The sequence below is a fragment of the Cryobacterium sp. CG_9.6 genome (assembly GCF_029893365.1).
Taxonomy (GTDB): domain Bacteria; phylum Actinomycetota; class Actinomycetes; order Actinomycetales; family Microbacteriaceae; genus Cryobacterium.
The window spans coordinates 2744834-2771000 of the sequence record NZ_JARXUZ010000001.1 but is presented as its reverse complement, the minus strand read 5'-3'; the positions used below and the strand labels follow the sequence as shown (position 1 = coordinate 2771000).

Sequence of the window (26167 nt, the reverse complement as noted above, 5' to 3'; positions counted from 1 at the left end):
GTCTCACATTGCAGCAGATCAACAGAATCGCCCGCGCCACTGGCGCGGGCGATTTGGCCGTGGGGTCAGCGATCGCCGTCGTGTGCTGTCCAGCGGATGGCGAGCAGGCCGGACCGCGTGGCGTGGGTGTCGGTGTGGCCGGTTTGCCGCCGACACTCCACGAGGTCTTCGGACGGGGTGATGTGCGGGTCGCGGCAGGAGTCGTGGTAGCTCGTGTAATCGGCTTCACGGAGAAGATCATCGTCGGTCATGAGTGCGCATTTTCTCGCTCTCCCGGCTGTGTTGCCCCCGCCGGTGTGCCGGCGAGCAACGGGGTGAACGTTCAGGTGCTGGTTCAGTGTCTGACGGGCTGCTTTCAACGGGCAGCTGGTCACTCCGCTCAAGCCTGGGGACCACCTCTGAACCGGAGCGGCTGTTCAGCTGATTTTCGAGACTACCTGATATTTGCTCACTTCTCACCCATTTGGGGTACATTCCCGCACGGCGCCGGCCGACACCGGGTGGCAGCGGCGGGGTCAGTCGCGGTGGCGCGACACGAGCGCATCCACCAGCGCCGCCGCGAGCAGCACGATCGAAGTCGACCCGAGAGCGACCCCGGCGCTCGCCGTACTGATCAAGCCCACCGAAGCGGATGCCTGCAGTGGCGCGGTCAGATACCCGAGTGCCAGGATTCCGCTCACGAGACCCACCACGCCGACCCCGATCTGCCGGATGAAGCCGGCCAGCAACCGGCGGTCGTCCGGATGGGCGAGGAGCCGAACATTGACACCGAGCTTGCCTGTTTCCAGCGCGAGCCCGATTTGATCGAAGCGACGCGGCAATCGGCGGATGCTTGGCAGCAGAGCAAGCAGCTCGGTGGTTCCCACTTCCCGCAGGTTGGCGGGGGCCATTTGGTCGCGAATCTGGCCCGCGGCCAGCCCGCGCGCTTCTTCCAACAGATCAAAGTCGGGCAACGTGGAACGCAGGGTTCCCTCGAGAATGACGAGGGCGCGCGCGGCCGCGATGAATTCCGTGGGGATGGCCATCGAATACTGCACCAGGATCGCGACCATCGAGTCGACGGTGGTCACATCAATCCGCGCTCCCGGTCCGAGCTCAAGCGTGATGAAGGCACTCAGGTCCCGGCGAAATCCGCGCTCATCGGAGCCCGCGGTGAGCGGTGCCAGCTGGAGGAGACCATCCGCAATCAGCTGGGTGTCGGATTGCAGAAAGGCGATGAGCAGTTCCTGAACCGATTCGCGCAGCTGGAGGTCCAGTCGGCCCACCGACCCGAAGTCCACGAGAGCCGGCTGGCCGTTGGCGAGCAGCATGATGTTTCCGGGGTGCAGGTCTGCGTGATACACCCCGTCAAAAACGATCTGCCGCACAAAAGCGCTCAGGATCACCCGCATCGCCGCGGTCAGGGCGGCTGGCGCCGCATCCGCTCTCTCGTTCAGGGCAGCAAAGGTGTCACCCTCTAGAAACTCCATCAGAATGACGCGATCGGTTGACAGCGATTCGATGAGTTCCGGCAGGCGAATCTCTTCGGCGTGGGGGCCACGAGCCTGCAGCGCCCGAAGCGCCAGCAGGTTGCGGGCCTCGAGGCGAAAGTCGAGTTGGCGAATGAGATCGGCGCCGTACTGGGCGGCGGCGGGTCTGATGCCCAGCGCCCGCGCCTGAGGCGACGACAGGCTGAGCACATTCACCATGCGCAGGGCGATGTCCACGTCGCGCTTCACCTCGGGAACAATTCCGGGTCGCTGCACCTTCACGGCCACCACTTGGCCCGATTTCAATGTGGCACGGTGAACCTGGCCAATGGATGCCGCGGCCACGGGTTCGCGGTCAAACGAGGAGAACAGACTCTCCAGTGGGGCTCCGAACTCCGTCACGAGGAGCGGTTCAACATCGTCCCACGGTGCCGGTTCGACGGAATGTTGCAGTTGGGAGAGAGCCGACACGAACTCCTCGGGGAGCACATCCGTTCGGGTGGACATGAGTTGGCCGATTTTCACGAAGGCTCCGCCGGCCTCCTCCAGTGCACGGCGCAGTCCCTCGGCCTGCACCAGGCGCGTGGCTGCCCCGCTCGGCGCCGAGCCAAAGTCGAGTTTGCGCAGGGGAAAGAGGCCATTTTTTTTGGCGATCCCCATGAGTTGGGCGAATCGTCGACCTCGACCCAGCACGGACACGGTGCGGTCCGCGGAGCCCTGATTGGTAAACGACGACAGTCGAGGGACGGAGATACCGAGTGTCTCATTCGCCATAACAGCTCTTTTCCTGCCCGGCGTAACGGGCGCATATTGTTCCATGAAACCACGATTGTCTGGGCGTGAACCGGGATGGGCGGGCGGGACGACCACACCGGTCGTGTGTTCCTGGTGAGGCCCCCAGTGCCCCGTTCGAGGGTAAATCAGGCACTCTTTTCGGCTCTGTCCGAAGCCGGACCGTGGTTTTCTTCTCAATCGCAGAAGAAACGGCAAAGTTCTGTGAAGAAGTCTGATCGCAACCCCGCTCGCAGGGAGGAGTCTGTAACCAGCAGCCGATACCGGGTCGCCACATTTTTCGTCCAGGCTCCACAACTCTCCCGTCGAAGGAATGACAATGACTCTCTACGAAGACGACATCACGTCCGTTCAAGCGCTGAAGAAGCAGGTTGGCAGCAGCTGGGATGCGATCAACCCCGAGTCGGTGGCCCGCATGCGTGCGCAGAATCGCTTCAAGACCGGCCTCGAGATCGCCCAGTACACCGCCGATATCATGCGCAAGGACATGCTCGAGTACGACGGAGACTCCTCTATTTACACGCAGTCACTCGGGGTGTGGCACGGCTTCATCGGCCAGCAGAAAATGATCTCCATCAAGAAGCACCTCAAGACCACGAACAAGCGCTACCTCTACCTGTCCGGCTGGATGGTAGCCGCGCTTCGCAGCGAGTTCGGTCCGCTCCCCGACCAGTCCATGCACGAGAAAACGGCAGTCCCCGCGCTGGTCGAAGAGCTGTACACCTTCCTTCGGCAAGCGGATGCCCGCGAACTCGACCTGCTCTTCACCGGCCTCGACAACGCCCGGATCGTGGGCGACGACGCCACGATCGCGGCGCTTCAGACGCAGATCAACAACTTCGAGACCCACGTGGTGCCGATCATCGCCGACATCGATGCTGGATTCGGAAACCCCGAGGCCACGTACCTCCTCGCCAAGAAGATGATTGAGGCGGGTGCCTGCGCCATCCAGATTGAGAATCAGGTGTCGGACGAGAAGCAGTGTGGCCACCAGGACGGCAAGGTCACGGTTCCGCACGAGGACTTCATTGCCAAGATCAACGCCGTGCGATACGCGTTCCTGGAGCTCGGCATCGAGAACGGCATCATCGTCTCCCGCACCGACTCGCTCGGGGCCGGCCTCACCCAGAAGCTCGCCGTGACAACGGCACCTGGTGACCTCGGTGACCAGTACAACTCCTTCCTCGACGTGGACGAGATCACCGAAGCTGACCTGGGCAACGGCGATGTTGTCATCAAGCGCGACGGCAAGCTGCTGCGACCGAAGCGTCTGGCCAGCAATCTGTTCCAGTTCCGTGCCGGAACCGGTGAGGCACGCTGCGTGCTCGACAGCATCACCTCGCTGCGCAATGGCGCCGACCTGCTCTGGATTGAAACCGAAAAGCCGCACATCGGCCAGATCGCCGCGATGATGAACGAAGTGCGCAAGGAGATCCCGAACGCCAAGCTTGTTTACAACAACAGCCCATCGTTCAACTGGACCCTCAACTTCCGTCAGCAGGCCTACGACGCGCTGCTCGCCGAGGGCAAGGACGTGTCGTCGTACGACCGCGCCAAGCTCATGAGCGTGGACTACGACGAGACCGAGCTGGCTCAAAACGCCGACGAAAAGATTCGTACGTTCCAGCGCGACAGCTCGGCCGAAGCCGGTATCTTCCACCACCTCATCACCCTGCCTACGTACCACACGGCAGCCCTCTCTACCGATGATCTGGCCAAGGGCTACTTCGCCGGTCAGGGCATGCTCGCCTATGTGAAGGGCGTGCAGCGCCGCGAGATCCGCGAGGGAATCGCCACGGTCAAGCACCAGAACATGTCGGGCTCCGACCTGGGCGATAACCACAAGGAGTACTTCGCCGGCGACGCCGCCCTCAAGGCCGGCGGCGTGAACAACACCAGCAACCAGTTCGACGAGCCGGTGCTCACCACCCACTAAAACGGCTGCAGCCGCTCGAGGCACACAGAAGCCCCCGCCTCATGGCGGGGGCTTCTGTGTGCCTCCCGTTTGCGCACCGTGGAAGAATGAGGCATGACCACGCGGGGTTCCATTGTGCTGATCGTGATCGCCGCGGTGTGTTTTGGCACCACGGGCACGGCCCAGGCGCTGGGCGGCAGCGAGGCGTCGGCAACCTCCCTCGGCGCGGCCCGCATCGTGGGCGGCGGCGTGTTACTCGCCCTGGTCGCCGCATTCGCGGAACGGGCACGGCGCAGGCCAGGAGTGCAACGGGTGCGGTGGCCGGCAGGGCGGAGCAGCATGAGCGCCGGTGTTCTCGTTCTTCTGGGAGCGTGCGGTGTGGCCGGGTATCAGCCCACGTTCTTCACCGGCACGGCGCAGAACGGTGTGGCCGTGGGTACTCTGGTGGCGCTGGGCTGTGCGCCGGTGCTCACCGGCCTGCTCGAGTGGGCGGTGCGCGGACGCGCTCCCGGCATCCGCTGGGCCATCGCCACGTCCGTGGCTGCGCTCGGCATTGCGGTTCTGTCGGGGCTCGGCACCGGGGGAGCAATGACGCTCACCCTGCCGGGACTCGCCGCCTCGCTTGGCGCCGCCGGTTGCTACGCCGTGTACACGGTCACCACGAAGCTACTCCTTGACCGTGGCTGGTCGCCGGCGCTTGCCATGGGAACCACCTTCGGGGTGGCCGCCGCCCTCTCGCTTCCCGTGCTGCTCAGCACCAATCTCGAGTGGATGTCTCGGCCCGCCGGCCTGGTCACAGTAGCGTGGCTCGCCGTGGTCACCACGGCTCTGGCCTACACGCTCTTTGGCCGGGGCCTCCGCGCGCTCCCCGCCGCCCAGGTGGCTACGCTCACACTTCTGGAACCCGTCACGGCCACTCTGCTGGGCGTGCTGGTGCTGCAGGAGGTGTTCACCCTCTCCACGGCTGCCGGAGTGCTGCTCCTGGTGGCGGGCCTTGTCATTCTGACCGCCCGCGTTCCGCGTGTCGGCCGACCGGCCATGACCTGACGACCCGACTGTTACGAATAGATTTCCGCGCCCACGTGGGGTGTACCACGTGTCTAGGGTAGAGAGATGACCTCTTCGACCGAGCCGAATCCTATTTATCTGCAGAAGCTTCAGGAGGAGACCACCCGGCGCATGAGCGCCTTCGTGGCGGTGCCGTCGCCATTCGCGGGAGCGCCGGAACAGCTCGTGGCCACCGTGGACGCTCATGTTGACGCGCTCGCCGGGGAGCTCAACGGCATTGTGCACACCCTGCACGCCGACCCCGAAACTGCCTTCGCCGAGCATCGCAGCGCCGCCTACCTCGTGGAGGTACTGACCCGACACGGGATCGACGCCCAGCTGGGTGTTCATGGCGTGGCCACCGGCATCCGCGCTGAAATCGGGTCGGGGGACGGACCGGCAATCGCGATTTTGAGTGAGTACGATGCCCTGCCGGACGTGGGTCACGGCTGTGGGCACAATGTTATTGCCGCCACCGGGGTAGGGGCGTTCCTCGCTCTGGCCGCGACGCTTATGGAGGACCCCGAGGCTTTCCCCGGGCGGGTTGTCTTTCTGGGAACGCCGGCGGAGGAAGGGTTCTCCGGCAAGGAGGTGATGGCTCGGCAGGGTGCCTTCGACGGCCTCGACGCCGCCATCATGGTGCACCCCTACGGTTACGACCTCGCCGACCAGGTGTGGCTCGGCCGCCGCGTGCTCACCGTCACCTATACCGGTGTGGCGGCCCACGCGTCCGCGCAGCCCTTCATGGGCCGCAATGCCCTCGACGCTGCCACGCTGGCCTATCAGGCGATCGGTCTGTTGCGCCAGCAGCTTCCCCCCGTTGACCGCGTGCACGCCATCATCTCCGAGGGGGGAACACGGCCGAGCATCATCCCCGAACGGACTGTGCTCAAACTGTACGCTCGCTCCAAGTTCGCCGACACGCTGAAGGATCTGAGCGATCGCCTCGAGGGAATCGCCGAGGGCGCCGCCCTGATGACCGGAACGACGGTGCAGATTGACTGGGACGAACACGCTCCCTCCCTTCCCGTGCGCACAAACGAGGTGCTCACCGGGCGCTGGGTCACCGCGCAGCAGCGCCGCGGCCGCCACCCGCTGCCGCTCGGCGTGGTCTCCGAAACCATTGCCGCCTCCACCGACTTCGGCAATGTGAGTTTTCGCATTCCGGGTATTCATCCCCTCATCAAAATCGCTGCGCCGCACGTGGCGCTGCACACGCGCGAGTTCGCCCATGCCGCCCAAACGGATGCCGCCGAGCTCGGCGCGCTCGACGGCGCCAGTGGCCTGGCTCTCACCGCCCTTGATTTTCTCTGTGACCCGGCCCTACGGGCGAGCGTGGCCGCGGAGTTTGCCGCCCAGGGCGGGGCGATCGACGTGCCGCACTTCTTTGACTGACGCTTCCGCTCCGCATCCACACCTTCCGCACCGCTTCCTGGGGGATTTATGACCACCGCACCGCCTCTCACCGGCCGTCGAACCGTCATCATCGATCGCGTGCTCACCGGCATCGAACGGGTGGGCAACAAACTGCCCGACCCCTTCATGCTTTTTCTCATTCTGTTCGGCATCACGGCCGTGGCCTCCACCCTGATGGCCTGGGGTAACGTCTCGGTGCAGGTGCCCGGCAGCGACGAGGTCACCGTCATCCAGGGCTTCTTCACTGCAGAGGGACTCACCTGGTTCACGCAGAACATTGGCGCCAACTATCTCGGTTTCCCGCCACTGGCGACCGTGCTGCCCATCCTGCTCGCGGTCGGTGTGGCCGAGAAGTCGGGCCTGCTCTCCGCCCTCATTCGCAAGGCATTTGGCTCCGCACCCCGCTGGTCGTTGCCCTACGCCGTGGCATTTGTCGGCGTGCTCGGCTCCATCATGTCCGATGCGGCTTTTGTCGTGATTCCCCCGCTGGCGGCGCTGGTGTTCAAGGCCGCGGGACGGCATCCGGTTGCGGGGCTGCTCGGAGGTTTCGCCGCGGTGGGAGCCGGGTACTCCACCTCAATGCTCGTCACGAGCCTTGATGCTCTTTTCGCCGGTATCACCACGGCCGTCACCGTCAACCTGCCCAACGCCGGTTCGGTCGTGACGCCCATCTCCAACTACTTCTTCAATGTGGTCTCGTCGGTGGTGCTCATCGCGATTGCCGGCTTCATCATTGACAAGGTGCTGGAGCCCCGGCTTGGACGCCAGAGCGTCTCGCGCACCGAGCTGGTCGACGACGATTTGACGACCCCGGTGACCCTGAGCTCCACGCTCACCGCCACGGAAAACCGCGGGCTGCGCTGGTCGTTCATTGTGGGGCTGTTCGTGACGGCGCTCATCGTGGTTGCAGCGGTGCTGCCCGATTCCCCCTGGCGCAACGAGGACGGCGGGTTCTTGCCGCGGTCGCCGCTACTGAGCTCCATCGTCTTCATCGTGTTCGCGCTCTTCGTTGTGCCCGGTCTCGTGTACGGCAAAATCACCGGAACCATCTCCACGGGAAGTGACGTTCCACGCGTGATGGGGCAGGCCATCAAAGACATGAGCGGCTTCCTCGTGCTGGCTTTCATCCTCGGTCAGTTCGTGGCCCTGTTCAACTACTCGGGGATTGGCAGCTGGATTGCCGTTGCCGGTGCCGGCGGGCTCCAGGCCATTGGCCTCACCGGGTTCCCGGCCATTCTCGCGTTCGTGCTGCTGGCATCCATTCTGAATCTGTTCATCATCTCGGGATCGGCAATGTGGACGCTGATGGCCGCCGTGTTCGTGCCGCTGTTCGTGCTGCTCGGGTACGAACCCGCCTTCATTCAGGGCGCATTTCGGGTGGGAGACTCGGCCACCCAGGTACTCACCCCCCTGAATCCGTACCTGATCGTGCTGCTCACCATGCTGCGCAAATATGAGCCGCAGGCCGGCCTCGGCACCATCATTGCGCGCATGCTGCCTTTCGCGGTGACGTTCTGGGTGGGCTGGGTGGCCGTACTCAGCGTGTTCTTCTTCTTCGACCTGCCGATGGGTCCGGGCAACGGCATCATGATCCCGCAGTAAAGCGCCCCGGAATACTGCCCCGCTCACCCGCCTTGTGTCTGAGGCACCCCCGTTTTCGAAAGGATCTGCCATGAGTTCCAGCCAGCCCACGATCTATGCCCTGCACGAAAACCCGGAATGGTTCCCGCCCTTTGCTCGCGCCTTTGAAGCCGAAGGAATGCATGTAAAGGAGTGGCTGCTCACCGACGGGGTCCTCGACCTGGATTCGGTACCGCCGGAAGGTATTTTCTGGTCGCGCATCAGCGCATCCGCTCACACTCGCGATCACGGAATGTCGAAGGACTACGCCCGCGCGGTTCTGGCCTGGCTGGAAGCGCACGGTCGTCGCACCGTGAACGGTCGCCGGGTGCTTGAACTCGAAATGAGCAAGGTTGAGCAGCTCGTGGCGCTGAAGGCCTCCGGAATCGATACTCCGCGCACCGTTGCCGCCGTGGGTCGGTCACAGATTCTCGACGCGGCTCGCGGCTTCACGGCACCGTTCATCATCAAGCACAACCAGGGCGGCAAGGGCCTCGGGGTGCGTAAGATCGACAGCCATGAGGAGCTCGCCGAGTACGTGAACGGCCCCGACTTTGAACAGTCGCAAGACGGCATCACGCTCGTGCAGGAATACATCCGGGCGGCAGAGCCCTTCATCACGCGGGCCGAAATTGTGGGCGGTGAATTCATCTACGCGGTGAAGGCCGATACCGCGCGCGGCGGTTTTCAGCTGTGCCCCGCGGATGCCTGTGCCATCGACCCGATCACCCGCGAACTGATCATGCCGCACGGAGCCACGATTGCCCCCGTGGCCGGGCAACAGCTGTTCAGCGTGCGCGACGACTTCGATCATTCCATCATCGAGAAGTATCTGGAGTTCGGTCGCCGGGCCGGGCTCGAAGTGTTCGGCATCGAGTTCATCGAGGCGGAGGACGGCCGCGTGCTCACCTACGACGTGAACACGAACACCAACTACAACGCGGTGGTCGAAGCGGAAGCGCCTCGCTCCGCACCGCAGGCTCTCGCGCGGTACCTCAAGGGTCTCGCCGCGTAGCCGTGCGCGGAGCAGTCACTCCGGGGGGAGTGCAGTCGATTCTAGGCGATGGCGGACGACTCACTCAACTGGTGCCACGTGCGGTTGTGGTACACCAGTGCGTCGGAACCAGCGCCGTCGTTGGACACGTGCGATTCCAGGGCGTGCACGGCAATCACGGTGGAGCTTCCGGCCGCCATCTGATTGATCACCCGCCCACGAATCCACGCGTGGGCCGAGGGAAAATAGGGTTCTCCCGAGGCGAGGCGGTCCCAGATTTCCGTGTCCGCGAAGCGGTCGATGCCGCTCGTGGCGCAGAGCTGGGCGATGGACAGCTGGTCGGCACCGAGGAGGTGCACCACCACGGTGTCGGCCCGCCCGATGGTGGGTGCGCTGGACGATTGGTCGGAGAGCGAGAACACCAGCAGCGGCGGCTCCGCACTGACCGAAAACACCGAGGTTGCGGTGAGCCCCACTGGGCCGTCGCCCGCATCCGCGGTGATCACGGCGACACCGGCCGGGTGATTGCGAAACGCCAGTTTGAAATCTTCGGGGCTGAGCCCGCCGAACGGCTGGGGGGTGGGCATCTCGCCCAGGTCTCCAGTTTCGATCCGTCGCGCGTTGTTGTGAGTGCTCATCGGTCTCCCCTCGAGAATCATGTGGTGAACCTCATCATCGACCGGTGTACCCCGAAGATCCAAGTAGGGTTACGCCGCGTTGCAGAAGCGGATGCCGACCGTGCCGTCAGCGCGACACCTCCGACCTCTAAACTAAGCCCGTGCACGGCCGAAAAGGCCGCGTAATAAAGGGAGCGCCGTGAACGTCAGCACACTAGATGAGAACCAGCGGCACGTGCATCCGCAGCGCGTGCTCGAGGCCGGATCACGCGTCACCCCGGCGCGCACCCTCGCCGACATTCTGGCCGCGACGGCGCAGCTGCACCCGGAGGCGCTCGCCCTGGAAGACGCGGCCGGCGCCATCAGCTACCGTGGCCTGCTGCGGCTGGTGAACGACCAGGCCACGAGGCTCAGCCGCAGCGGAGTGCGGCGCGGGGACAACGTGGGGATTCGCATCCCCTCGGGAACCCGCGACCTCTACGTGTCCATTCTCGCCACCCTGCTGGTTGGCGCGGCCTACGTGCCCGTCGACGCCGACGACCCCGAGGAACGCGCCCGGCTCGTTTTCACCGAGGCGCAGGTTGTGGGCATCATCGGCACGGGGGCCGTCTTTGCCGTGCGTGACAGCGTTGACGGTGCCGCGCTCGCCGCGCGTGGCTTGCCCGCGAACGAAGACCCGGGCCTGGTCTTTCCCACCGGCGTCATTCCCACGCCCGAGGACGACGCCTGGGTGATCTTCACCTCGGGATCTACCGGGGTGCCCAAAGGCGTGGCTGTCACGCACCGCTCCGCCGCAGCCTTCGTTGATGCCGAGGCCGGCCTCTTTCTGCGCGATGAACCGATTGGCACGGGCGACCGCGTGCTCGCCGGCCTCTCCGTTGCCTTCGACGCCAGCTGCGAAGAGATGTGGTTAGCCTGGCGCAACGGCGCCTGCCTGGTTCCCGCCCCCCGGTCACTCGTGCGCTCCGGGGCAGACCTCGGCCCCTGGCTCATTGCGCACGGCATCACCGTGGTCTCCACCGTGCCCACGCTCGCGGCGCTCTGGCCGCAGGACGCCCTCGAACGGGTGCGCCTCGTGATCTTCGGCGGCGAGGCCTGTCCGCCCGACCTCGTGGCCCGCATCACCGACCGCGATCGTGAGGTGTGGAACACCTACGGACCCACCGAGGCCACCGTAGTGTCGTGCGGCGCGTTGCTTGGTACCGAGAGCCTCGTGCGCATCGGCTTGCCCCTCGACGGCTGGAACCTGGCCGTGGTCGACGCGGCCGGCCAGCGCGTGGCCGAGGGCGAGACGGGGGAGCTCATCATTGGTGGCGTGGGGCTCGCCCGCTACCTGGATCCCGCCAAAGACGCCGAAAAGTATGCCCCGCATGCCGAACTCGGCTGGGACCGTGCCTACCGGAGCGGCGACCTCGTGCGCTTCGAAGCCGCCGGCCTCGTGTTCGTGGGCCGCGCCGACGACCAGGTGAAACTCGGCGGACGCCGTATCGAACTCGGGGAGGTCGACGCCGCCCTGCAGTCCCTCGCCGGGGTTGCCGGCGGCGCTGCCGTGGTGCAGACCACTCCGGCTGGTAACCACGTGCTCGTCGGCTACATTGCGCTCACCACCGCCGGGCAAGCGGATGCCCCCCACGGCTTCGACCGCGCCGTCGCCATGGACCGGCTCCGCGAAGAACTGCCCGCCGCACTCGTTCCGCTGCTTGCCGTTGTTGCCGAACTTCCCACCCGTACCTCCGGCAAGGTGGACCGCGCGGCACTGCCGTGGCCCCTGCCGGCCACCGGCGAGGAGGGTGCCGCCACCGAGCTGAGCCCCACAGCCACGTGGCTGGCCGAAAAGTGGGCCGCGATCCTCGGCGTTCCCGTGTCCGGCCCGGATGATGATTTCTTCGCCCATGGCGGTGGGTCGCTCTCCGCCGCACAGTTTGTCTCCGCCGTGCGGGAGCGCTTCGCCGAAACCACCGTGGCCGACATCTACGATTACCCGCGCATCGGCTCCCTCGCCGACGAGCTCGACGCCCGCACTCCCGACATCCCCGTGGTCACCCGTCGTGTTCTGCCCACACCGCGCGGCAGCCAGTTCGCCCAGACGCTGCTCGGCATTCCGCTCCACGTTCTGGTCGGCGCCCGCTGGCTGGTGTATCTGGCGGTGGCGAACAACCTGCTCGCGGCCTGGGGCGCATCCACTTTTGTCCCCACACTCTCGTGGTGGGCCGTGGTGACGGGCTTCCTGCTCTTCGTCACCCCGGTGGGCAAAATGACGATCTCCGTTGTAGCCGCACGGCTGCTGCTGCGCGGCCTGAAACCCGGCAACTATCCCCGCGGCGGTTCCGTTCATCTGCGACTCTGGCTCGCGGAACAGGTTGCCCTTCTGGTTGACGCGCACAGTCTGGCCGGTGCACCGTGGATCAGCTACTACGCCCGCGCACTGGGTGCCCAGATCGGCCGCGACGTTGACCTGCACACCCTGCCCCCGGTCACGGGGATGCTCTCGATCGGCTCGCAGGCGGCCATTGAACCGGAGTGCGACCTTGCCGGGTTCTGGGTGGACGGAGATATTCTGCGCATCGGTCACGTGCACATCGGTGCCGACGCGAAGATCGGCTCCCGCAGTACCCTGCTCGGCGGCGCCCACATTGGAAACGGCGCCCAGATTGAACCGGGAGCCGCAGTGAGTGATGCGGTGCCGGCCGGTGAACGCTGGGCCGGGTCCCCGGCCCGCCGCGTCGGCTCGGCCAAGTCGTCGTGGCCCGCCGATCGCCCGCCCGCCGGTCGCCGCTGGCTCGCCCTCTTTGCGGCCGGATCGATTGCGCTCACCGGAATTCCGGCACTCGCGATCGCTCTGGGAGCCCTGCTGCTCGGCCTTGCTATCGGCGACGCCGACTCGCTCGGCTCCGCCCTGCTGCGCGCCGCAGCGATGATGCCGCTCGCCGTTCTTGTGGGCGGAGTGTTCTACGCCCTGCTCGTGATCGGGGCGGTGCGGGTCCTCAGCATGGGACTGCGGGAGGGCTACTACCCGGTGCGGAGCCGCATCGGCTGGCAAGCGTGGATGACCGAACGCTTGCTCGATGGCACCCGCGACGTTTTGTTTCCCCTCTTCGCGAGCCTGTTCACGCCCGTGTGGCTGCGGCTGCTCGGGGCCAAGGTGGGCTCCGGCGTGGAGGCCAGCACGGTTCTACTCATCCCGTCTCTCACCACCATCGCGCCGGACGCCTTCCTCGCCGATGACACCATGGTGGCCTGTTACGAACTGGGTGGAGGCTGGCTGCACATTGGCCCGGCCAAGGTGGGGCGTCGCGCGTTCCTCGGCAACAGCGGCATGGCGGGGCCCGGCCGAACCGTGCCCCGCAATGGTCTCGTGGCCGTGCTCTCGTCCACCCCGCGCAAAGCTAAGCGGGGTTCCAGCTGGCTGGGCAACCCGGCAGCGCGGCTGCGTCGAACCATAACGGATGCCGACGAGGCGCGAACATTCGACCCGCCCACGCAGCTGAAGGTGGCCCGGGCACTGTGGGAGATTCTGCGCCTGGTGCCCGCGATCGTGAGTGCGCTGGTGGCCCTCGGCGTGCTGGGCGGCCTCGAATGGCTCTGGCTCACCGTGGGTCTCGGCTTTGCGATTGCCCTCTCCGGCGTGGTGCTGCTGGCGGCGGGAGCGCTCGCCGCAGTGGTGACCAGTGCGGCCAAGTGGCTGCTGGTGGGGCGCATCGCGGCCACGGAGCATCCGCTCTGGTCATCGTTCATCTGGCGCAACGACGTGTCGGATAGCTTTGTGGAGATTGTGGCGCGGCCGTGGTTCGCGGCGAAGGCGGCCGGAACACCCGCCCTGGCCGTGTGGCTGCGTAGCCTGGGTGCCACGGTGGGCCGGGGAGTGTGGTGCGAGTCGTACTGGCTACCCGAAGCCGACCTCGTGAACCTCGGTGACGGCGTTACCGTGAACCGCGGCTGCGTTGTGCAAACGCACCTTTTTCACGACCGTATTATGCAGCTCGACACGGTGGTGATGGCCGCCGGATCGACGCTGGGCCCGCACAGCGTGATCCTGCCCGCGGCGTCGGTCGATGAGGGATCGACCGTGGGACCGGCCTCGCTCGTGATGCGCGGCGAACGGGTTCCTACCGGATCGATCTGGTCGGGAAACCCCATCTCGCCGTGGCACGCCCCGCCATGGCCGGTTCCGGTGGCTGATGTGCAGCCGGTCATGAAATAGTGGGAGGTCTGATGCCCTCTCTTCCCACTCTCCACTCCGGCTCCGCAACCGCTGGTGATCCCTACATTCCCACCAGCGGAAATGGCGGGTATCTCGCGGAGCACTACGACCTCGCCCTTGACTACCGCGTGGCCACGAACCGGCTGAACGCCACGGCGATCATCACCGCACGGGCCACCGGCCGGCTTGATCGTTTCAGTCTTGACTGCGCCGGTTTGTCCGTGGACAAGGTGACCGTGAACGGGGTGGCGGCGCGCAAATTCACCCACACGGCGCGCAAACTCGTGGTGACCGCGGCCACGACGCTGCAGGCGGGGGTGTCGTTCGAGATTCTGGTGCGCTACCGCGGTGCGCCGCATCCGGTGCGCAGCGCCTGGGGCGAGGTGGGGTGGGAAGAGCTCGACGACGGTGTGCTGGTGTCGGGGCAACCTATTGGCGCACAAACCTGGTTTCCGTGTAACGACCATCCGAGCAACAAGGCCACCTATCGCATCAGCGTGAGCTGCGAATCGGGCTACACCGTTATTTCCAATGGCACGCTCGTGTCGCAGTCGGCACGGTCGGGCCGCACGAGCTGGACATTTTATGTGCGCGAGCCCGTGGCCACGTATCTCGCCACCGTGGCGATCGGCCGCTACCGCAGGCGGGATCTGGCGGCGTCCCCGGTGGCGCAGAGCCTGTTCTTCCCCGCCGACCACTCGAGCGAGGTGGCGACGGACTTCGGGCGGCTGGGCGAAATGATCACGTTCTTTTCCGACCGGTTTGGGCCCTACCCGTTCTCGTCGTACTCAGTCGTGGTGACCGACGACGAGCTGGAGATTCCGCTGGAGGCGCACGGTCTGGCGGTGTTCGGGCGCAATCACGCCGACGGAGTGCATGGCAGCGACCGGCTGATCGCCCACGAACTGGCCCACCAGTGGTACGGAAACAGCCTCACGGTCTCAAGGTGGCAAGACATCTGGTTACACGAGGGCTTTGCCTGCTACGCCGAGTGGTTATGGGAGGAACAGAGCGGCGGGCGGAGCGCAGATCAGAGTGCCCGCGCGTTTCGTAACGAGCTCAACAAGCTACCCAAAGACCTCGTTGTGGGCGACCCGGGGCCGCGCGACATGTTTGACGATCGCGTCTACAAGCGCGGCGCGCTGACCCTGCACGCCATTCGGGTGTCCCTCGGGGACGAGGCGTTCTTCTCCGCGCTGAGCGCCTACACGCAAGCGTTTCGCCACGGCCACGTGACAACGGATGCCTTCATCACCTTCTTTGCCCAGCACACCGGAAGCCGCGTCATCGGCACCTTCATCGATCGCTGGATTTTCTCGGCCAGTCTTCCGAGCCTCTAACCTGCTGCACGAGGGTTCCGACGAGGGTGGCGTCGCCCACACGTACCGGGTCGATGTGTACCGGGCTGATTTGCACCGTGGTCATGTCCAGTGGTGCACGGGGCCAGAGGAGCGGGGCACTCTCCCAGAGTGAGGCGGTGAGCTCTCGCGGGTCAACCCGCAGGCCGTCTCCGGTGAGTTTCAGCAGGGCTTCTTTGCGGGTCCAGAACACGGCACGCGCGTGATCGGCGGCGGCGGTATCGAGCAGGGCCAGTTCGGCCCTTTCAGTGGGGTTGAAGGCCACATCATCAAATCCGGCACGGCGCACGGCAGAGATCTCCTCCAGATCGATTCCCACAGGCCCGGTGCGCGACACGGCCAGTGCCAGCCAGGTGCCGGCGCGACTCAGGCTCACGTGCACCGTTCCGGCGAGGTGGAGGGGAGCGGCCACATACGGCTGGCCGTGCCGGGACGACCCGCAGTGGGAGCAGCGGTGGGCGATTTCGATCTCGGACACGTGCACAACGTGCCCCCGGCGGAAGCCGGTCGACGGCTCGCTCGCGAGTCGAGCAGCCACGAGGGCAGCCAGCGCGGCGTGATCAGTGGCGGTGGTGGTGGCGCGGGCGCGAACTCGCACCGAGACATCCGCTGACCGAGTACCGTGCACAGCGATGAGCCTAGGCGAGTGGAGGAGGCCTGTCGCGTGATATCGGGGCATAAACCCACGAAACCCCGGCCGCTTCACCACGATTATCATGTTGGGCAATTAGGGTGGCCCTGTGTGGCACTTGGATAGAAAACAAGATGACGACGACGATGTGCTCTCGAAGTACGCGGACGTCTCTTCACCTGACCCGCAAAACTCCACCAGCCCGCATGCGTTGAGCCTGGGCGACCCCTCGCTGGTGGCCGGCAACATTGCTGAGCCCGAGTGGAAGCGGTGGCGCGACGAAATCGGGCAGCTGGGTGGTCGCTCTCCGCTGCTGCACTTCAGCGACAGCCCGCGCACGCGCATTGAGCTGAGCGCCACCCATCCCGGTGGTCTGCCGCAGTTCATTTCCGGAAAAACCACGCTGCTGTCCAATTTGATTCGCGATGAACTGGCGCTGCGCAATGCCCGCCTGGCCGCGAACGAGATCACCCAGAAGGGCATCGAGCTTCGATCGATGCGCGGCATTGAGTCCGTCAACCTGGGTATCGGTCTGGCGGAATGGCGCTTCAACGACGTGGACTTTCTCGCGCCGGTGCTGCTGCGACCGCTTGCCATTCGTCGTTACGGTCGCGATTACGAGCTCAAGCTCAAGGGGCAACCGTTTCTCAACCCCGAACTCGCTCGGGCCCTGCACGACCAGTTTCAGATCACCCTCGACGCCGACGCGTTCGTGGCCCTCGCCGTCACGAACGGGGCCTTCAAGCCGCAGCCGGTGATTGACCGACTGCGTGGCCTCACCTCGCACCTTCCCTGGTTTCAGGTTGTTCCCCGACTGGTGGTGTCGTCGTTCGCCGATGTGGGCCGTGCGCTGGCCGCCGATGCCCACAAGTTGGAGCATCCGCTTCTCGACGCGATTGCCGGCAACCGTCATGCCCGGCAGAACATTGAAACGGCCTACAACCCGGTGGTGCCCATCGGGCAAGACGCCCGCCCGCCGGCCACGGACGTGCTGCTGCTTGACGCGGACCCCGAGCAGGAGAACGTGGTGGCGCAAATTGCCGCGGGCAACTCGCTTGTGGTGAAGACGCTCCCGGGCACCGGCGGCACGCAAACCATCGTGAACGCCATCGGTTCCCTCATCGCACAGCACAAGCGGGTGCTCGTGGTGAGTGCGCGCCGCTCGAGCCTCGACGGCATTGCGCATCGCCTCGTGCAGGTGGGTCTGCCGGGCGTGGCCGTCACCCCGCGCAGCCTCAAGCGCGACCTGATTCAGTCGATCACGCGCAACGAGAAGGCCACCCAGCCGCGCGTGGGGGACGTGGATGACGCCCTCGTGCGCCTGCGCAAGGTGCTGCTCGACTACCGCTCCGCGCTGACGCGACGCGACTCGGCTCTTGGCGTATCGGTGCTCGACGCCCTCGGTGAACTCGCCCGTCTGGCCCAGCTGTCGCCGCCGCCATCCACCACCGCGCGCCTCGACCGCCATGCGCTTGAGCTGCTCGCCTACTCGCGGCCCGCCGCTGCCGCGACGCTCATCAAGGCCGCAGCGCTCGGCGAATTCCGCTACGGACCCGGTGACTCGCCCTGGTATGGCGCCTCGTTCACCTCCACAGCGGATGCCTCCAACACGCATCAGCTAGCCAAGCGTATTAACAAGACCGAACTTCCGCGCCTCTTGGAGCGTGCCGCCGGACTGGTCGGTCAGACGCGGTTGCGTCCGTTCGAAACCGTGTCGGAGCTCGGCGTGTACCTGCGGTTGCTGCTCGATATTCGGGAGACCCTCGACAAGTTTCAGCCGGCCGTTTACGACCGATCCCTCACCGAGCTGATTGCGGCCACGTCATCGCGCCGAGAATCGACGGAGATGACATCGGCCAACCGTCGCCGACTGCGCAAGTTGGCCGACGAGTATTTGCGTCCCGGAGTTCGGGTCACCGACATGAACGAGAGCCTGCGGCGCATTCAGCAGCAGCGCACCCTGTGGCAGCGCTACGCCGCGGCGGGCGTCACTCCGGAGGTTCCGGTGGGCATCAACGACGTGCATGTCGCCTATCAGCGGGTTTCCGAAGACCTGAGCCTCCTCGATGTTCCGCTCGGCGCAGCCGGCACAACACGTGCCCTGGTGTCCCGTCCGATCAAGGAACTGATTTACACGATTGCCGGCCTTGCCGCCGAGAGCGAGGTGCTGGCCAACCTGCACGAGCGTACGGCGCTGCTCGCCACCCTGCGCGAGAACAACCTCGACCCACTGATGATGGACCTGTCTCAGCGACACGTGTCGGAGCAGAACGTGGCCGCCGAGCTGGAACTCGCGTGGTGGCAGTCGGTGCTCGAAACCATGCTCTCGGGAGACCGCGCGCTGCTGAACGCGAACACCGGCGTTCTGGACCGCCTCGAAGCCGATTTCAAACTCGTGGACGAGGCGCACGCATCCGCTACCGGCCAGCTTCTGGCGTGGCTGCTGGCCGAGACGTGGAAGATCGGCGTGGTGGACTGGCCCGACGAGGCCGATCAGCTGCGGCGACTGCTGCGCGCCGATCGCGCGACCCCGGCACGGTTGAACGACGTGGCGCCGCACCTCGGCCGCGTGCTCGCGCCCGTGTGGCTCGCGTCGCCCTATGAGATGGCCGGCATCTCGGATCGCATCAGCTTCGATACCGTGCTGCTCGTGGATGCCGGGGCCACCACCCTCGCCGAAAACGTGGGGGCCATTCGCCGCGGTCGGCAGATTGTGGCCTTCGGCGACCCCGTCACCCAGACACCGTCGTCATTTGAAACCGGCATTCGGGACGCTGCGGAACCGGGCACCGAACCCACCGTCACCGTCGACGCGATGCACGCCGACTCCGCGCTCGCTCGGCTGGGCGAGTTGCTGCCCACGCTCACCCTCACCCGCAGCTACCGGGCCGGGGGAGAAGACCTCGCGGAGCTCGTGAATCACCGCTTCTACGGCGGACGCATCGACTCGCTGCCGTGGGCGGGAAGTTATTTGGGGCACGGGAGCCTCAGCATCAACTACGTGGCCGGCGGACGCGGAATGCCCGACGCCGACAGCGGCGCCATTGAGAGCGTCGACGCCGAAGTTGTCAAGGTCGTGGAACTGGTGATCGACCACGCGATGAAGCGTCCCCGCGAATCGCTCATGGTCATCACCGCCAGTGCCCGGCACTCGGTGCGCGTGCACCAGGCCGTGCTTGCCGCGTTCGCCAAACGCACCGACCTCTCCGACTTCATTTTGAAGGATCGCGCCGAGCCGTTCACCGTTCTCACCCTGGAGCAGGCCGTGGCACAGAGCCGCGACCGGGTCATCTTCTCCATCGGTTACGGGCGCACGCCCCACGGACGCCTGCTGTCCAACTTCGGGTCGCTGGGCGAACCGGGCGGCGAACGCCTGCTCGCAATCGGAATGACGCGCGCCCGTCGGTCAATGGACATCGTGTCGTGCTTCCGCCCCTCCGACATCGAGGTGGACCGCCAGCGCCACGGCATACTTGCCCTCGCGCAGGTGCTCAGCGAAACCGAGGCCCGCAGCGTTGAGGTTCAGGTGCCCGATGCGAGCGAGGCCATGCTCGTTGATCTGGCGGGTCGCCTGGAACGCCTTGGGCTCACGGTGACCCTCGGGCATCGCGGCAAGCTGGCTCTCGCGGCATCGCACCTGGGTCGTGCCATCGTGGTGGAAACGGATGCCGTGGTGGGCCGGGCGAGCCTGCGCGAGTCCCTCAGGCTTCGCCCCGAGGTGCTTCGTCGTCTGGGCTGGCACTACCTGCGCGTGCACAGCTTCGAATTGTTCAGCAACCCCGACGCCGTCGCCGCTCGCGTGGCGTCAATCGTTGGTGTCGAACGCCCGGGCATCGGCTCTGCCGGTCAGGGTGACCCGGTACGGCCGCTGTCCTGATGGACCCGGTTTCGAAGCGGGGCACCGAGCGCCAGCCGATTGTGCGGGCGGCGGGCACCGCACGCCGCGCCAAACTGCTCCCGGCCCCCGGGACTGATCCCAACCCGCATCCGCCCGTATTGCGCGAAGAGGGGGGTGTTGCCCACGGTGGCGCGACCCCGAGCGCGAACGACGCGCGGCTGCGTCAGGACCGGCCGCCGCACTGGTAACCACCATTGTGGGTCTGCCGGGGCGTATTCTGGGGGAATCGGTCCAAAAGACCGGCGAAGGCGCGAAGCGAGCGCACCGGCCTTCCGCGCTCGTCCTCCCCACCATCCGCGCCCGTGCCCAGGAGCCCAGTTCACCATGTCACGACTCACCGCTGCCCCCATGTTGCCCAGAACCCGTCGCGGCCTGATCGGCCTGCTTGTCGCCGCCGCCACGGTTCCCCTCCTGCTGAGCGGATGCACCCCCACGGCGGCACCCACGTCCGCGGCTGAGTCGAGCGAGCGTACGTTCGCTCTGGTGGTGCACTCCGTGCCGGGGGACCCCTTCTGGGACGTGGTGAAGTCGGGGGCAGAAGCCGCTGCCGAGGTCTACGGGGCCACGATCACGTACCAGGGTGACCCGGACCCGCAGAAGCAGAGTCAGCTCATTGAGACCGCCATCGCCGCTGACGTCGACGGCATTATTGTGTCCATGGCCAACCCTGATGGTGTCAAGGGCGCCATTGCCGATGCCGTGGCCGCCAAGATTCCGGTCATCACCATTAACTCGGGTGCCGAAGAGTCGGCGGCGTTCGGTGCGATGACCCACGTGGGTCAGAGCGAATTCCCCGCAGGGCAGGGTGCGGGTCAGCAGTTCACCGACGCCGGGGCCACCAATGTGATCTGCATTGTTCATGAGGCCGGCAACAAGGGCCTCGAGGATCGGTGCGCCGGTGCCGCGGACACCTTCGGCGGTGCGATCAAAAACGTGCAGGTTGACGTGGCCAATATCGCCGATGCGCAGAACACCATCACGAGCGCGTTGCTGGCTGACCCGAGCATTGACGCCGTACTCACTCTCAACCCCGCCATTGCGGTGGCGGCGGCGCAGGCCGTTGAGGAGGCTGCGAGTTCGGCTCAGGTGGGCACATTTGATGTGTCCAGCGATGTCACGAAGCTCATCCAGGACGACAAGATTCTTTTTGCGATCGATCAGCAGCCGTATCTGCAGGGCTATCTCCCGGTGACGTTCTTTGAGCTGTACTGGAGCAACGGAAACATCGTGGGCGGTGGCGCGCCCGTGTACTCCGGTCCGGGCTACATCACCAAGGAGAATGCGTCGCAGGTGGCGGAATACGCCGGAAACGGCACCCGCTAACTCGACCGATGCTCTCACCCACCCGAACGGACGCTCATGAGTAGGACCCCCGCTGCATCGGTCAGGGAGGTGACGGAAGAACGTGTGGTTTCCACCCGGCCGGTCGTGCTGCTCCTGCGGCGTCCCGAGATTGGCGCCCTCGTGGCCGCGCTCGGGATCTTTGTGTTCTTCTCCCTGATCACGGACGCGTTTTTGTCGCCGGCTGGCGTGGCAACCTGGCTGTTCTCCGCGTCATTGTTTGGAATCATGGCCGTGGCGGTGGCCATGCTGATGATCGGCGGCGAATTCGATCTGTCGGCGGGCGCCATGACGGGAACAACCGGGCTTCTGGTGGGTGCGTTCACCACGCAATATGGCATGAATATTTGGGTTGCCATGCTTGTGGCGCTGGGGGTCGCGCTGTCGGTAGGCGCGTTCAACGGTTTTGTTGTCATGAAAACCGGGCTGCCCAGCTTCATCGTCACGCTGGGAACATTCTTCATCTTGCAGGGTGTCAACCTCGCCGGAACCAAGCTGGTGACCGGGCAGGTTGCCATTCAGGGCATGGCCGCCGTTCCCGGGTTCGATGTCGTCGCGGGCTTTTTCGGATCGACGCTCCCCATCCTCGGTCTCAACCTGAAGATCTCTGTGGTGTGGTGGTTGGTGATCACGGTCGTGGCCACCTGGATACTGTTGCGCACCACCTACGGAAACTGGATCTTTGCCGTGGGCGGGCAGCAGCAAAGCGCCCGCCAGACCGGGGTTCCGGTGGTCAAAACGAAGATTGGCCTGTTCATGGGAACAGCGGGGGCAGGCTGGCTGGTGGGAATGCTCTCCCTCTTTGACGTGTCCACGGTGCAGGCCACCACCGGAATCGGCCAGGAGTTTATCTACATCATCTGTGCCGTGGTGGGCGGATGCCTCCTCACCGGAGGCTTCGGCTCGGCTATTGGTGCCGCCATCGGCGCACTCATCTACGGTATGACCCTGCAGGGGATCGTCTTCGCCCAGTGGGACAACAACTGGCTGAAAGCATTTCTGGGCGGCATGCTTCTGCTGGCCGTGCTGGTCAACCTGTATGTGCGTCGACAGGCCGGAGTCCGAGAATGAACACCGACACAGGCACACCACCGATTCTCGAGGTGCGGCACCTCGGCAAAAGCTACGGCTCGATCATTGCCCTCACCGACATTTCCACTGCGGTGGATGCGGGTCAGGTTTTGTGTGTACTGGGTGACAACGGCGCCGGCAAGTCCACGTTCATCAAGATTCTCGCCGGTGCCCACGCCCACGACTCCGGTTCTCTGCTTCTGAACGGAACCGAAAAGCGATTCACGGGGCCGCGAGACGCCCTCGACTCCGGGATCGCCACGGTCTACCAGGACCTTGCCGTCGTCCCCCTGATGCCCGTGTGGCGCAACTTCTTTTTGGGTGCGGAGCTGTCGACCGGTGTCGGGCCGTTCAGCAGTCTCAAGGTGCGAGAGATGAAGGCCATCACGAAGCACGAGCTGGCGCGCATGGGCATCGACCTGCGCGACGTGACCCAGCCCATCGGCACACTGTCCGGGGGCGAGCGCCAATCCGTGGCCATTGCCCGCGCTGTGCACTTCGGGGCCAAGGTGGTCATCCTCGATGAACCCACGTCCGCGCTGGGAGTGAAGCAGGCCGGAATCGTGCTGCGCTACATCGCACAGGCACGCGACAGCGGCCTCGGCCTCGTGTTCATCACCCACAACCCGCACCACGCCTACCCGGTGGGGGACCGGTTCCTGCTGCTCAATCGCGGGGCGAGCCTCGGCGAGTTCGCCAAGGCAGACATCGAGATTGCCGAGCTCACCCGGCTCATGGCCGGCGGTGCCGAGCTTGATGCGCTCGCGCACGAGATCGCCCGCGACTAGAGCCGCCAACGCCCCCTGGACGGCCCTTCTGGTTGCTACTTCAGGAGATACTCGCCTGGGCCGCGGGGCCGCCGCGGAATGACGGGGGCGCGCGCGTGCCGCGGTGCGGATCTCCTGAACTAGCGACACCGGGAGCGGTAGCCGCGGCGGTGCTGCGCGCGGTGCGGATAGCCGGACCTCGCCGCCGTGCGGTGCCCCTGCTTGGCCTGCTGGGCGGGCCGTGTGGTTGCTAGTTCAGGAGATAGTCGCCTGGGCCGCGGGGTCGCCGCGGAATGACGGGGGCGAGCGGGTGCCGCGGTGCGGATCTCCTGAAGTAGCGACACCGGGAGCGGTAGCCGCGGTGCTGCGCGCGGTGCGGATAGCCGGACCTCGCCGCCGTGCGGTGCCCCTGCTTGGCCAGCTGGACGGGCCTTGTGGTTGCTACTTCAGGAGATAGTCGCCTGGGCCGCGGGGTCGCCGCGGAATGACGGGGGCGAGCGGATGCCGCGGTGCGGATCTCCTGAACTAGCGACACCGGGAGCGGTAGCCGCGGTGCTGCGCGCGGTGCGGGGACGCTAGTGCTTCGGTGGCTCAACTGCGGACGAAGCCGCGTTCTTGGCGAGCAGGTCGCGGATCTCGGTGAGCAGGTCGAGTTCGGTGGTGGGCTGCGCAACAACGGCGACGGGAACACCCGCGTTCCGACGGCGGTCCTGAGACTCCTTGAGCTTGTTCAGCGGCAGCACGAAGACAAAATAGACCACCGCGGCGATCAGCACAAAGTTGATCAGCGCGGCGAGCACGGCGCCGAGAGCCAGCTCGGGCGGGTTATTGCCGGCACGCAGCGGGATCCGCAGCGCCTCGCTGAGGGTCTCCGAGTTGAAGATCGCGGCGATCAACGGATTGAAGACGCTGGTCACAATCGCGGTGACAACGGCCGTGAACGCCGTGCCTATGACCACGGCCACGGCAAGATCGATCACGTTTCCGCGCATGATGAACTCTTTGAATCCACTTAGCAAAGGGTGCTCCAGACGAAGTACTTGGGTGACAACGCCACGTGACATGCCTCAGGAGGCCTTGGCTGCGGACGTGGATGAACTGGAAGACGACGACGATGACGACGACGACGCGGGAGCACTGTCCTTCTTGGCCGGCGTGCTGGGCGGTGCAGACGGCGTAGACGATGACGTCGAGTCTGATTTACTGTCGGACTTCTCGCTCGGCTTGCGGTCGAGGTTGGGGTTAGAGCGTTTGGAATCGCTCTTCGAGTCGTTGCTGTAGAAGCCCGATCCGCTGAAGGTCACGCCGATGGACGAGAAGACCTTGCGGAGCTTTCCCTGGCAGGTGGGACACACCGTGAGCGAGTGGTCGGTGAAGGCCTGCTGGATGTCGAAGGCGGTGTCACACTCGGTGCAACGGTAAGAATAGGTAGGCACTGAATCTCCAGCTGGTAAGGCGCGGTACGCGTTTGCGTGCCGGGTAAAACTAGAACGCGATAATTCGCGTGGGGGTGACGAGGCCGTTGACGGGCTGGTCGTGAACCTCGCGGGGCACATCGTCCACGTACTCACTGTCAAAAACGAGGGCATACACCGGAGGACATTTTTCCATGGAACCCAGTGTTTTGTCGAAATACCCGCGGCCCCAGCCCATCCGCAACCCCGTCGCATCCACTGCTGCGGCCGGCACGATGATGAGATCAACGTTGTTGATGGCAATGGGGCCGAGGAGTTCACCCACCGCCTCCGGCACACCGGCGATACCCTCGAATTCTGACTCGTTGTCGCCCACGGTCCAGTCGAGCAAACCGTCCTCCCTCGAAATGGGGAGGAGGACGGTGAGACCCTGGTCGTGCGCCCAGTTAAGAAAGGGCCGAGTGTTGGGTTCATTCGTCGCTGACAGGTAACACGACAGTGAACGAGCGGAAAGATCGATAACGAGGCTCTGCAAGTTGGCGGTGAAACCGGCCGTCGCGGCCTCGCGCTCGCGCGAAGTGAGGTTGCGGCGGCGTTCCCGTAACTCAGCGCGGAGCGCTCGCTTGCGGTGAGCGATGTCTGAGTCCATACGTCACATTCTAGATGCCGCTAACGTAGGGGCCATGGGAACCCAAATTACAAAGGCCGTCATTCCGGCAGCAGGACTCGGCACGCGCTTTCTGCCTGCCACCAAGGCAATGCCGAAGGAAATGCTGCCGGTCGTTGACAAGCCGGCCATTCAGTACGTCGTCGAAGAGGCCGTGGCCTCGGGTCTGAGTGACATTCTCATGGTCACGGGCCGCAACAAAAACGCACTCGAAAACCACTTCGACCGCATGACGGAGCTCGAGGCCATGCTGGAGCGCAAGGGCGACCACGCCCGTCTCGCCCGGGTGCGCGAGTCGAACGAGCTGGCCGACATTCACTACGTGCGTCAGGGTGACCCGCGCGGCCTCGGTCACGCCGTGCTCCGCGCCCGCATGCACATCAACCACGAGCCCTTCGCCGTACTGCTCGGTGACGACATCATCGATGCCCGCGACCCGTTGCTCACACAGATGATCGACGAGCAGATGAAGCGCAACACCAGCATTGTTGCCCTCATGGAGGTCGACCCCTCGCAGATCCACATGTACGGTGCCGCCGCGATCGAGCCCACCGACGACCCGGACGTGGTGCGCATCACCGGTCTGGTCGAAAAGCCGAGCGCGGAGGAAGCTCCCTCCAACCTGGCCATCATCGGTCGCTACGTGCTGCGCCCCGAGGTCTTCGACATTCTGGAGCACACCGCACCGGGCAAGGGTAATGAGATCCAGCTCACCGACGCGCTGCAGGAGATGGCCGCCAACCCCGATGAGACCGGCGGCGTGTACGGCGTCATCTTCCGCGGCCGGCGTTATGACACCGGCGACCGCCTCGACTACATCAAGGCCATTGTGCAGCTCGCCGTCGACAGGGAAGACCTTGGTGTTGACCTCAAGCCGTGGCTGCACGAATTCGTGAAGCAGATGGACTAAGGCAGACTAGAACCAGAAAGTTCCACCACGCAGTTGCG

The 26167-nt window shown here is 65.3% G+C and carries 19 protein-coding genes; 12 read left to right on the top strand and 7 right to left on the bottom strand.

Going from position 1 to position 26167, the window contains the following annotated elements:
- Nucleotides 1–65: 65 nt before the first annotated feature.
- Nucleotides 66–251 carry a hypothetical protein gene (locus H4V99_RS12665; RefSeq protein ID WP_280678827.1) on the bottom strand — a complete coding sequence of 62 codons (186 nt, stop codon included), beginning with the start codon at nucleotides 249–251 and terminating at the stop codon, nucleotides 66–68.
- A gap of 264 nt (nucleotides 252–515) precedes the next feature.
- Nucleotides 516–2243: an AarF/UbiB family protein gene (locus H4V99_RS12660; protein ID WP_280678825.1), complete on the bottom strand. Its 1728-nt coding sequence runs from the start codon at nucleotides 2241–2243 to the stop codon at nucleotides 516–518.
- A gap of 337 nt (nucleotides 2244–2580) precedes the next feature.
- Between H4V99_RS12660 and H4V99_RS12655 the strand changes: the two genes are divergently transcribed.
- From H4V99_RS12655 to H4V99_RS12635, 5 genes are all read left to right on the top strand, one after another.
- Nucleotides 2581–4197, top strand: coding sequence for an isocitrate lyase (locus tag H4V99_RS12655; protein WP_280678823.1), 1617 nt, complete (start codon nucleotides 2581–2583; stop codon nucleotides 4195–4197).
- Between the two features lie 93 nt (nucleotides 4198–4290).
- The gene (locus H4V99_RS12650; RefSeq protein ID WP_280678821.1) at nucleotides 4291–5223 is read left to right on the top strand and encodes an EamA family transporter; all 933 of its coding nucleotides are present in this window, start codon (nucleotides 4291–4293) and stop codon (nucleotides 5221–5223) included.
- A gap of 66 nt (nucleotides 5224–5289) precedes the next feature.
- Entirely contained in the window at nucleotides 5290–6618 is a 1329-nt protein-coding gene (locus tag H4V99_RS12645) for a M20 family metallopeptidase (protein ID WP_280678818.1), read from the top strand.
- 48 nt (nucleotides 6619–6666) lie between these two features.
- Nucleotides 6667–8241 (top strand): AbgT family transporter, encoded by a 1575-nt coding sequence (locus tag H4V99_RS12640; protein ID WP_280678816.1) that lies wholly within the window; start codon nucleotides 6667–6669, stop codon nucleotides 8239–8241.
- Nucleotides 8242–8311: 70 nt separating this feature from the next.
- Complete coding sequence (locus tag H4V99_RS12635) at nucleotides 8312–9274, top strand: alpha-L-glutamate ligase (protein WP_280678814.1); 963 nt, start codon at nucleotides 8312–8314, stop codon at nucleotides 9272–9274.
- A 41-nt stretch (nucleotides 9275–9315) separates the two neighbouring features.
- Here H4V99_RS12635 and H4V99_RS12630 read toward each other — a convergent pair whose 3' ends face one another.
- The gene (locus H4V99_RS12630; RefSeq protein ID WP_280678812.1) at nucleotides 9316–9891 is read right to left on the bottom strand and encodes a flavin reductase family protein; all 576 of its coding nucleotides are present in this window, start codon (nucleotides 9889–9891) and stop codon (nucleotides 9316–9318) included.
- Between the two features lie 214 nt (nucleotides 9892–10105).
- On the opposite strand from H4V99_RS12630, the gene H4V99_RS12625 reads away from it, so the two are divergent.
- Together H4V99_RS12625 and H4V99_RS12620 are read left to right on the top strand one after the other, a co-directional pair.
- On the top strand, nucleotides 10106–14071 hold the full coding sequence (locus H4V99_RS12625) for a Pls/PosA family non-ribosomal peptide synthetase (RefSeq protein WP_280680117.1): 3966 nt from the start codon (nucleotides 10106–10108) through the stop codon (nucleotides 14069–14071).
- An 11-nt stretch (nucleotides 14072–14082) separates the two neighbouring features.
- Nucleotides 14083–15411 (top strand): M1 family metallopeptidase, encoded by a 1329-nt coding sequence (locus tag H4V99_RS12620; RefSeq protein ID WP_280678810.1) that lies wholly within the window; start codon nucleotides 14083–14085, stop codon nucleotides 15409–15411.
- On the opposite strand, the gene H4V99_RS12615 is transcribed toward H4V99_RS12620, so the two are convergent.
- Nucleotides 15368–16057, bottom strand: a complete 690-nt coding sequence (locus tag H4V99_RS12615) for a 4'-phosphopantetheinyl transferase superfamily protein (RefSeq protein WP_280678809.1) — start codon at nucleotides 16055–16057, stop codon at nucleotides 15368–15370. The genes H4V99_RS12620 and H4V99_RS12615 overlap by 44 nt on opposite strands.
- Nucleotides 16058–16169: 112 nt before the next feature.
- On the opposite strand from H4V99_RS12615, the gene H4V99_RS12610 reads away from it, so the two are divergent.
- From H4V99_RS12610 to H4V99_RS12595, 4 genes are all read left to right on the top strand, one after another.
- Entirely contained in the window at nucleotides 16170–19937 is a 3768-nt protein-coding gene (locus tag H4V99_RS12610) for an AAA family ATPase (protein ID WP_280678808.1), read from the top strand.
- Nucleotides 19938–20282: 345 nt separating this feature from the next.
- On the top strand, nucleotides 20283–21281 hold the full coding sequence (locus H4V99_RS12605) for a substrate-binding domain-containing protein (RefSeq protein ID WP_280678807.1): 999 nt from the start codon (nucleotides 20283–20285) through the stop codon (nucleotides 21279–21281).
- Between the two features lie 36 nt (nucleotides 21282–21317).
- The gene (locus tag H4V99_RS12600) at nucleotides 21318–22370 is read left to right on the top strand and encodes an ABC transporter permease (RefSeq protein ID WP_280678806.1); all 1053 of its coding nucleotides are present in this window, start codon (nucleotides 21318–21320) and stop codon (nucleotides 22368–22370) included.
- Complete coding sequence (locus H4V99_RS12595) at nucleotides 22367–23158, top strand: ATP-binding cassette domain-containing protein (RefSeq protein ID WP_280678805.1); 792 nt, start codon at nucleotides 22367–22369, stop codon at nucleotides 23156–23158. The genes H4V99_RS12600 and H4V99_RS12595 overlap by 4 nt, the downstream gene beginning before the upstream one ends.
- 554 nt (nucleotides 23159–23712) lie before the next feature.
- Here H4V99_RS12595 and mscL read toward each other — a convergent pair.
- Genes mscL through H4V99_RS12580 form a run of 3 tightly spaced genes read right to left on the bottom strand, consistent with a single transcriptional unit; the run spans nucleotide 23713 to nucleotide 25201 of the window.
- A complete protein-coding gene (mscL, locus tag H4V99_RS12590) occupies nucleotides 23713–24201 on the bottom strand; it encodes a large conductance mechanosensitive channel protein MscL (RefSeq protein ID WP_348522367.1) in 489 nt (162 codons plus the stop codon).
- 3 nt (nucleotides 24202–24204) lie between these two features.
- On the bottom strand, nucleotides 24205–24573 hold the full coding sequence (locus tag H4V99_RS12585; RefSeq protein ID WP_280678803.1) for an FmdB family zinc ribbon protein: 369 nt from the start codon (nucleotides 24571–24573) through the stop codon (nucleotides 24205–24207).
- A 49-nt stretch (nucleotides 24574–24622) separates the two neighbouring features.
- Entirely contained in the window at nucleotides 24623–25201 is a 579-nt protein-coding gene (locus tag H4V99_RS12580; protein WP_280678801.1) for a 5-formyltetrahydrofolate cyclo-ligase, read from the bottom strand.
- A 34-nt stretch (nucleotides 25202–25235) separates the two neighbouring features.
- Between H4V99_RS12580 and galU the strand changes: the two genes are divergently transcribed.
- Nucleotides 25236–26129 (top strand): UTP--glucose-1-phosphate uridylyltransferase GalU, encoded by an 894-nt coding sequence (galU, locus tag H4V99_RS12575; protein ID WP_280678799.1) that lies wholly within the window; start codon nucleotides 25236–25238, stop codon nucleotides 26127–26129.
- The last annotated feature ends 38 nt before the right edge of the window (nucleotides 26130–26167 follow it).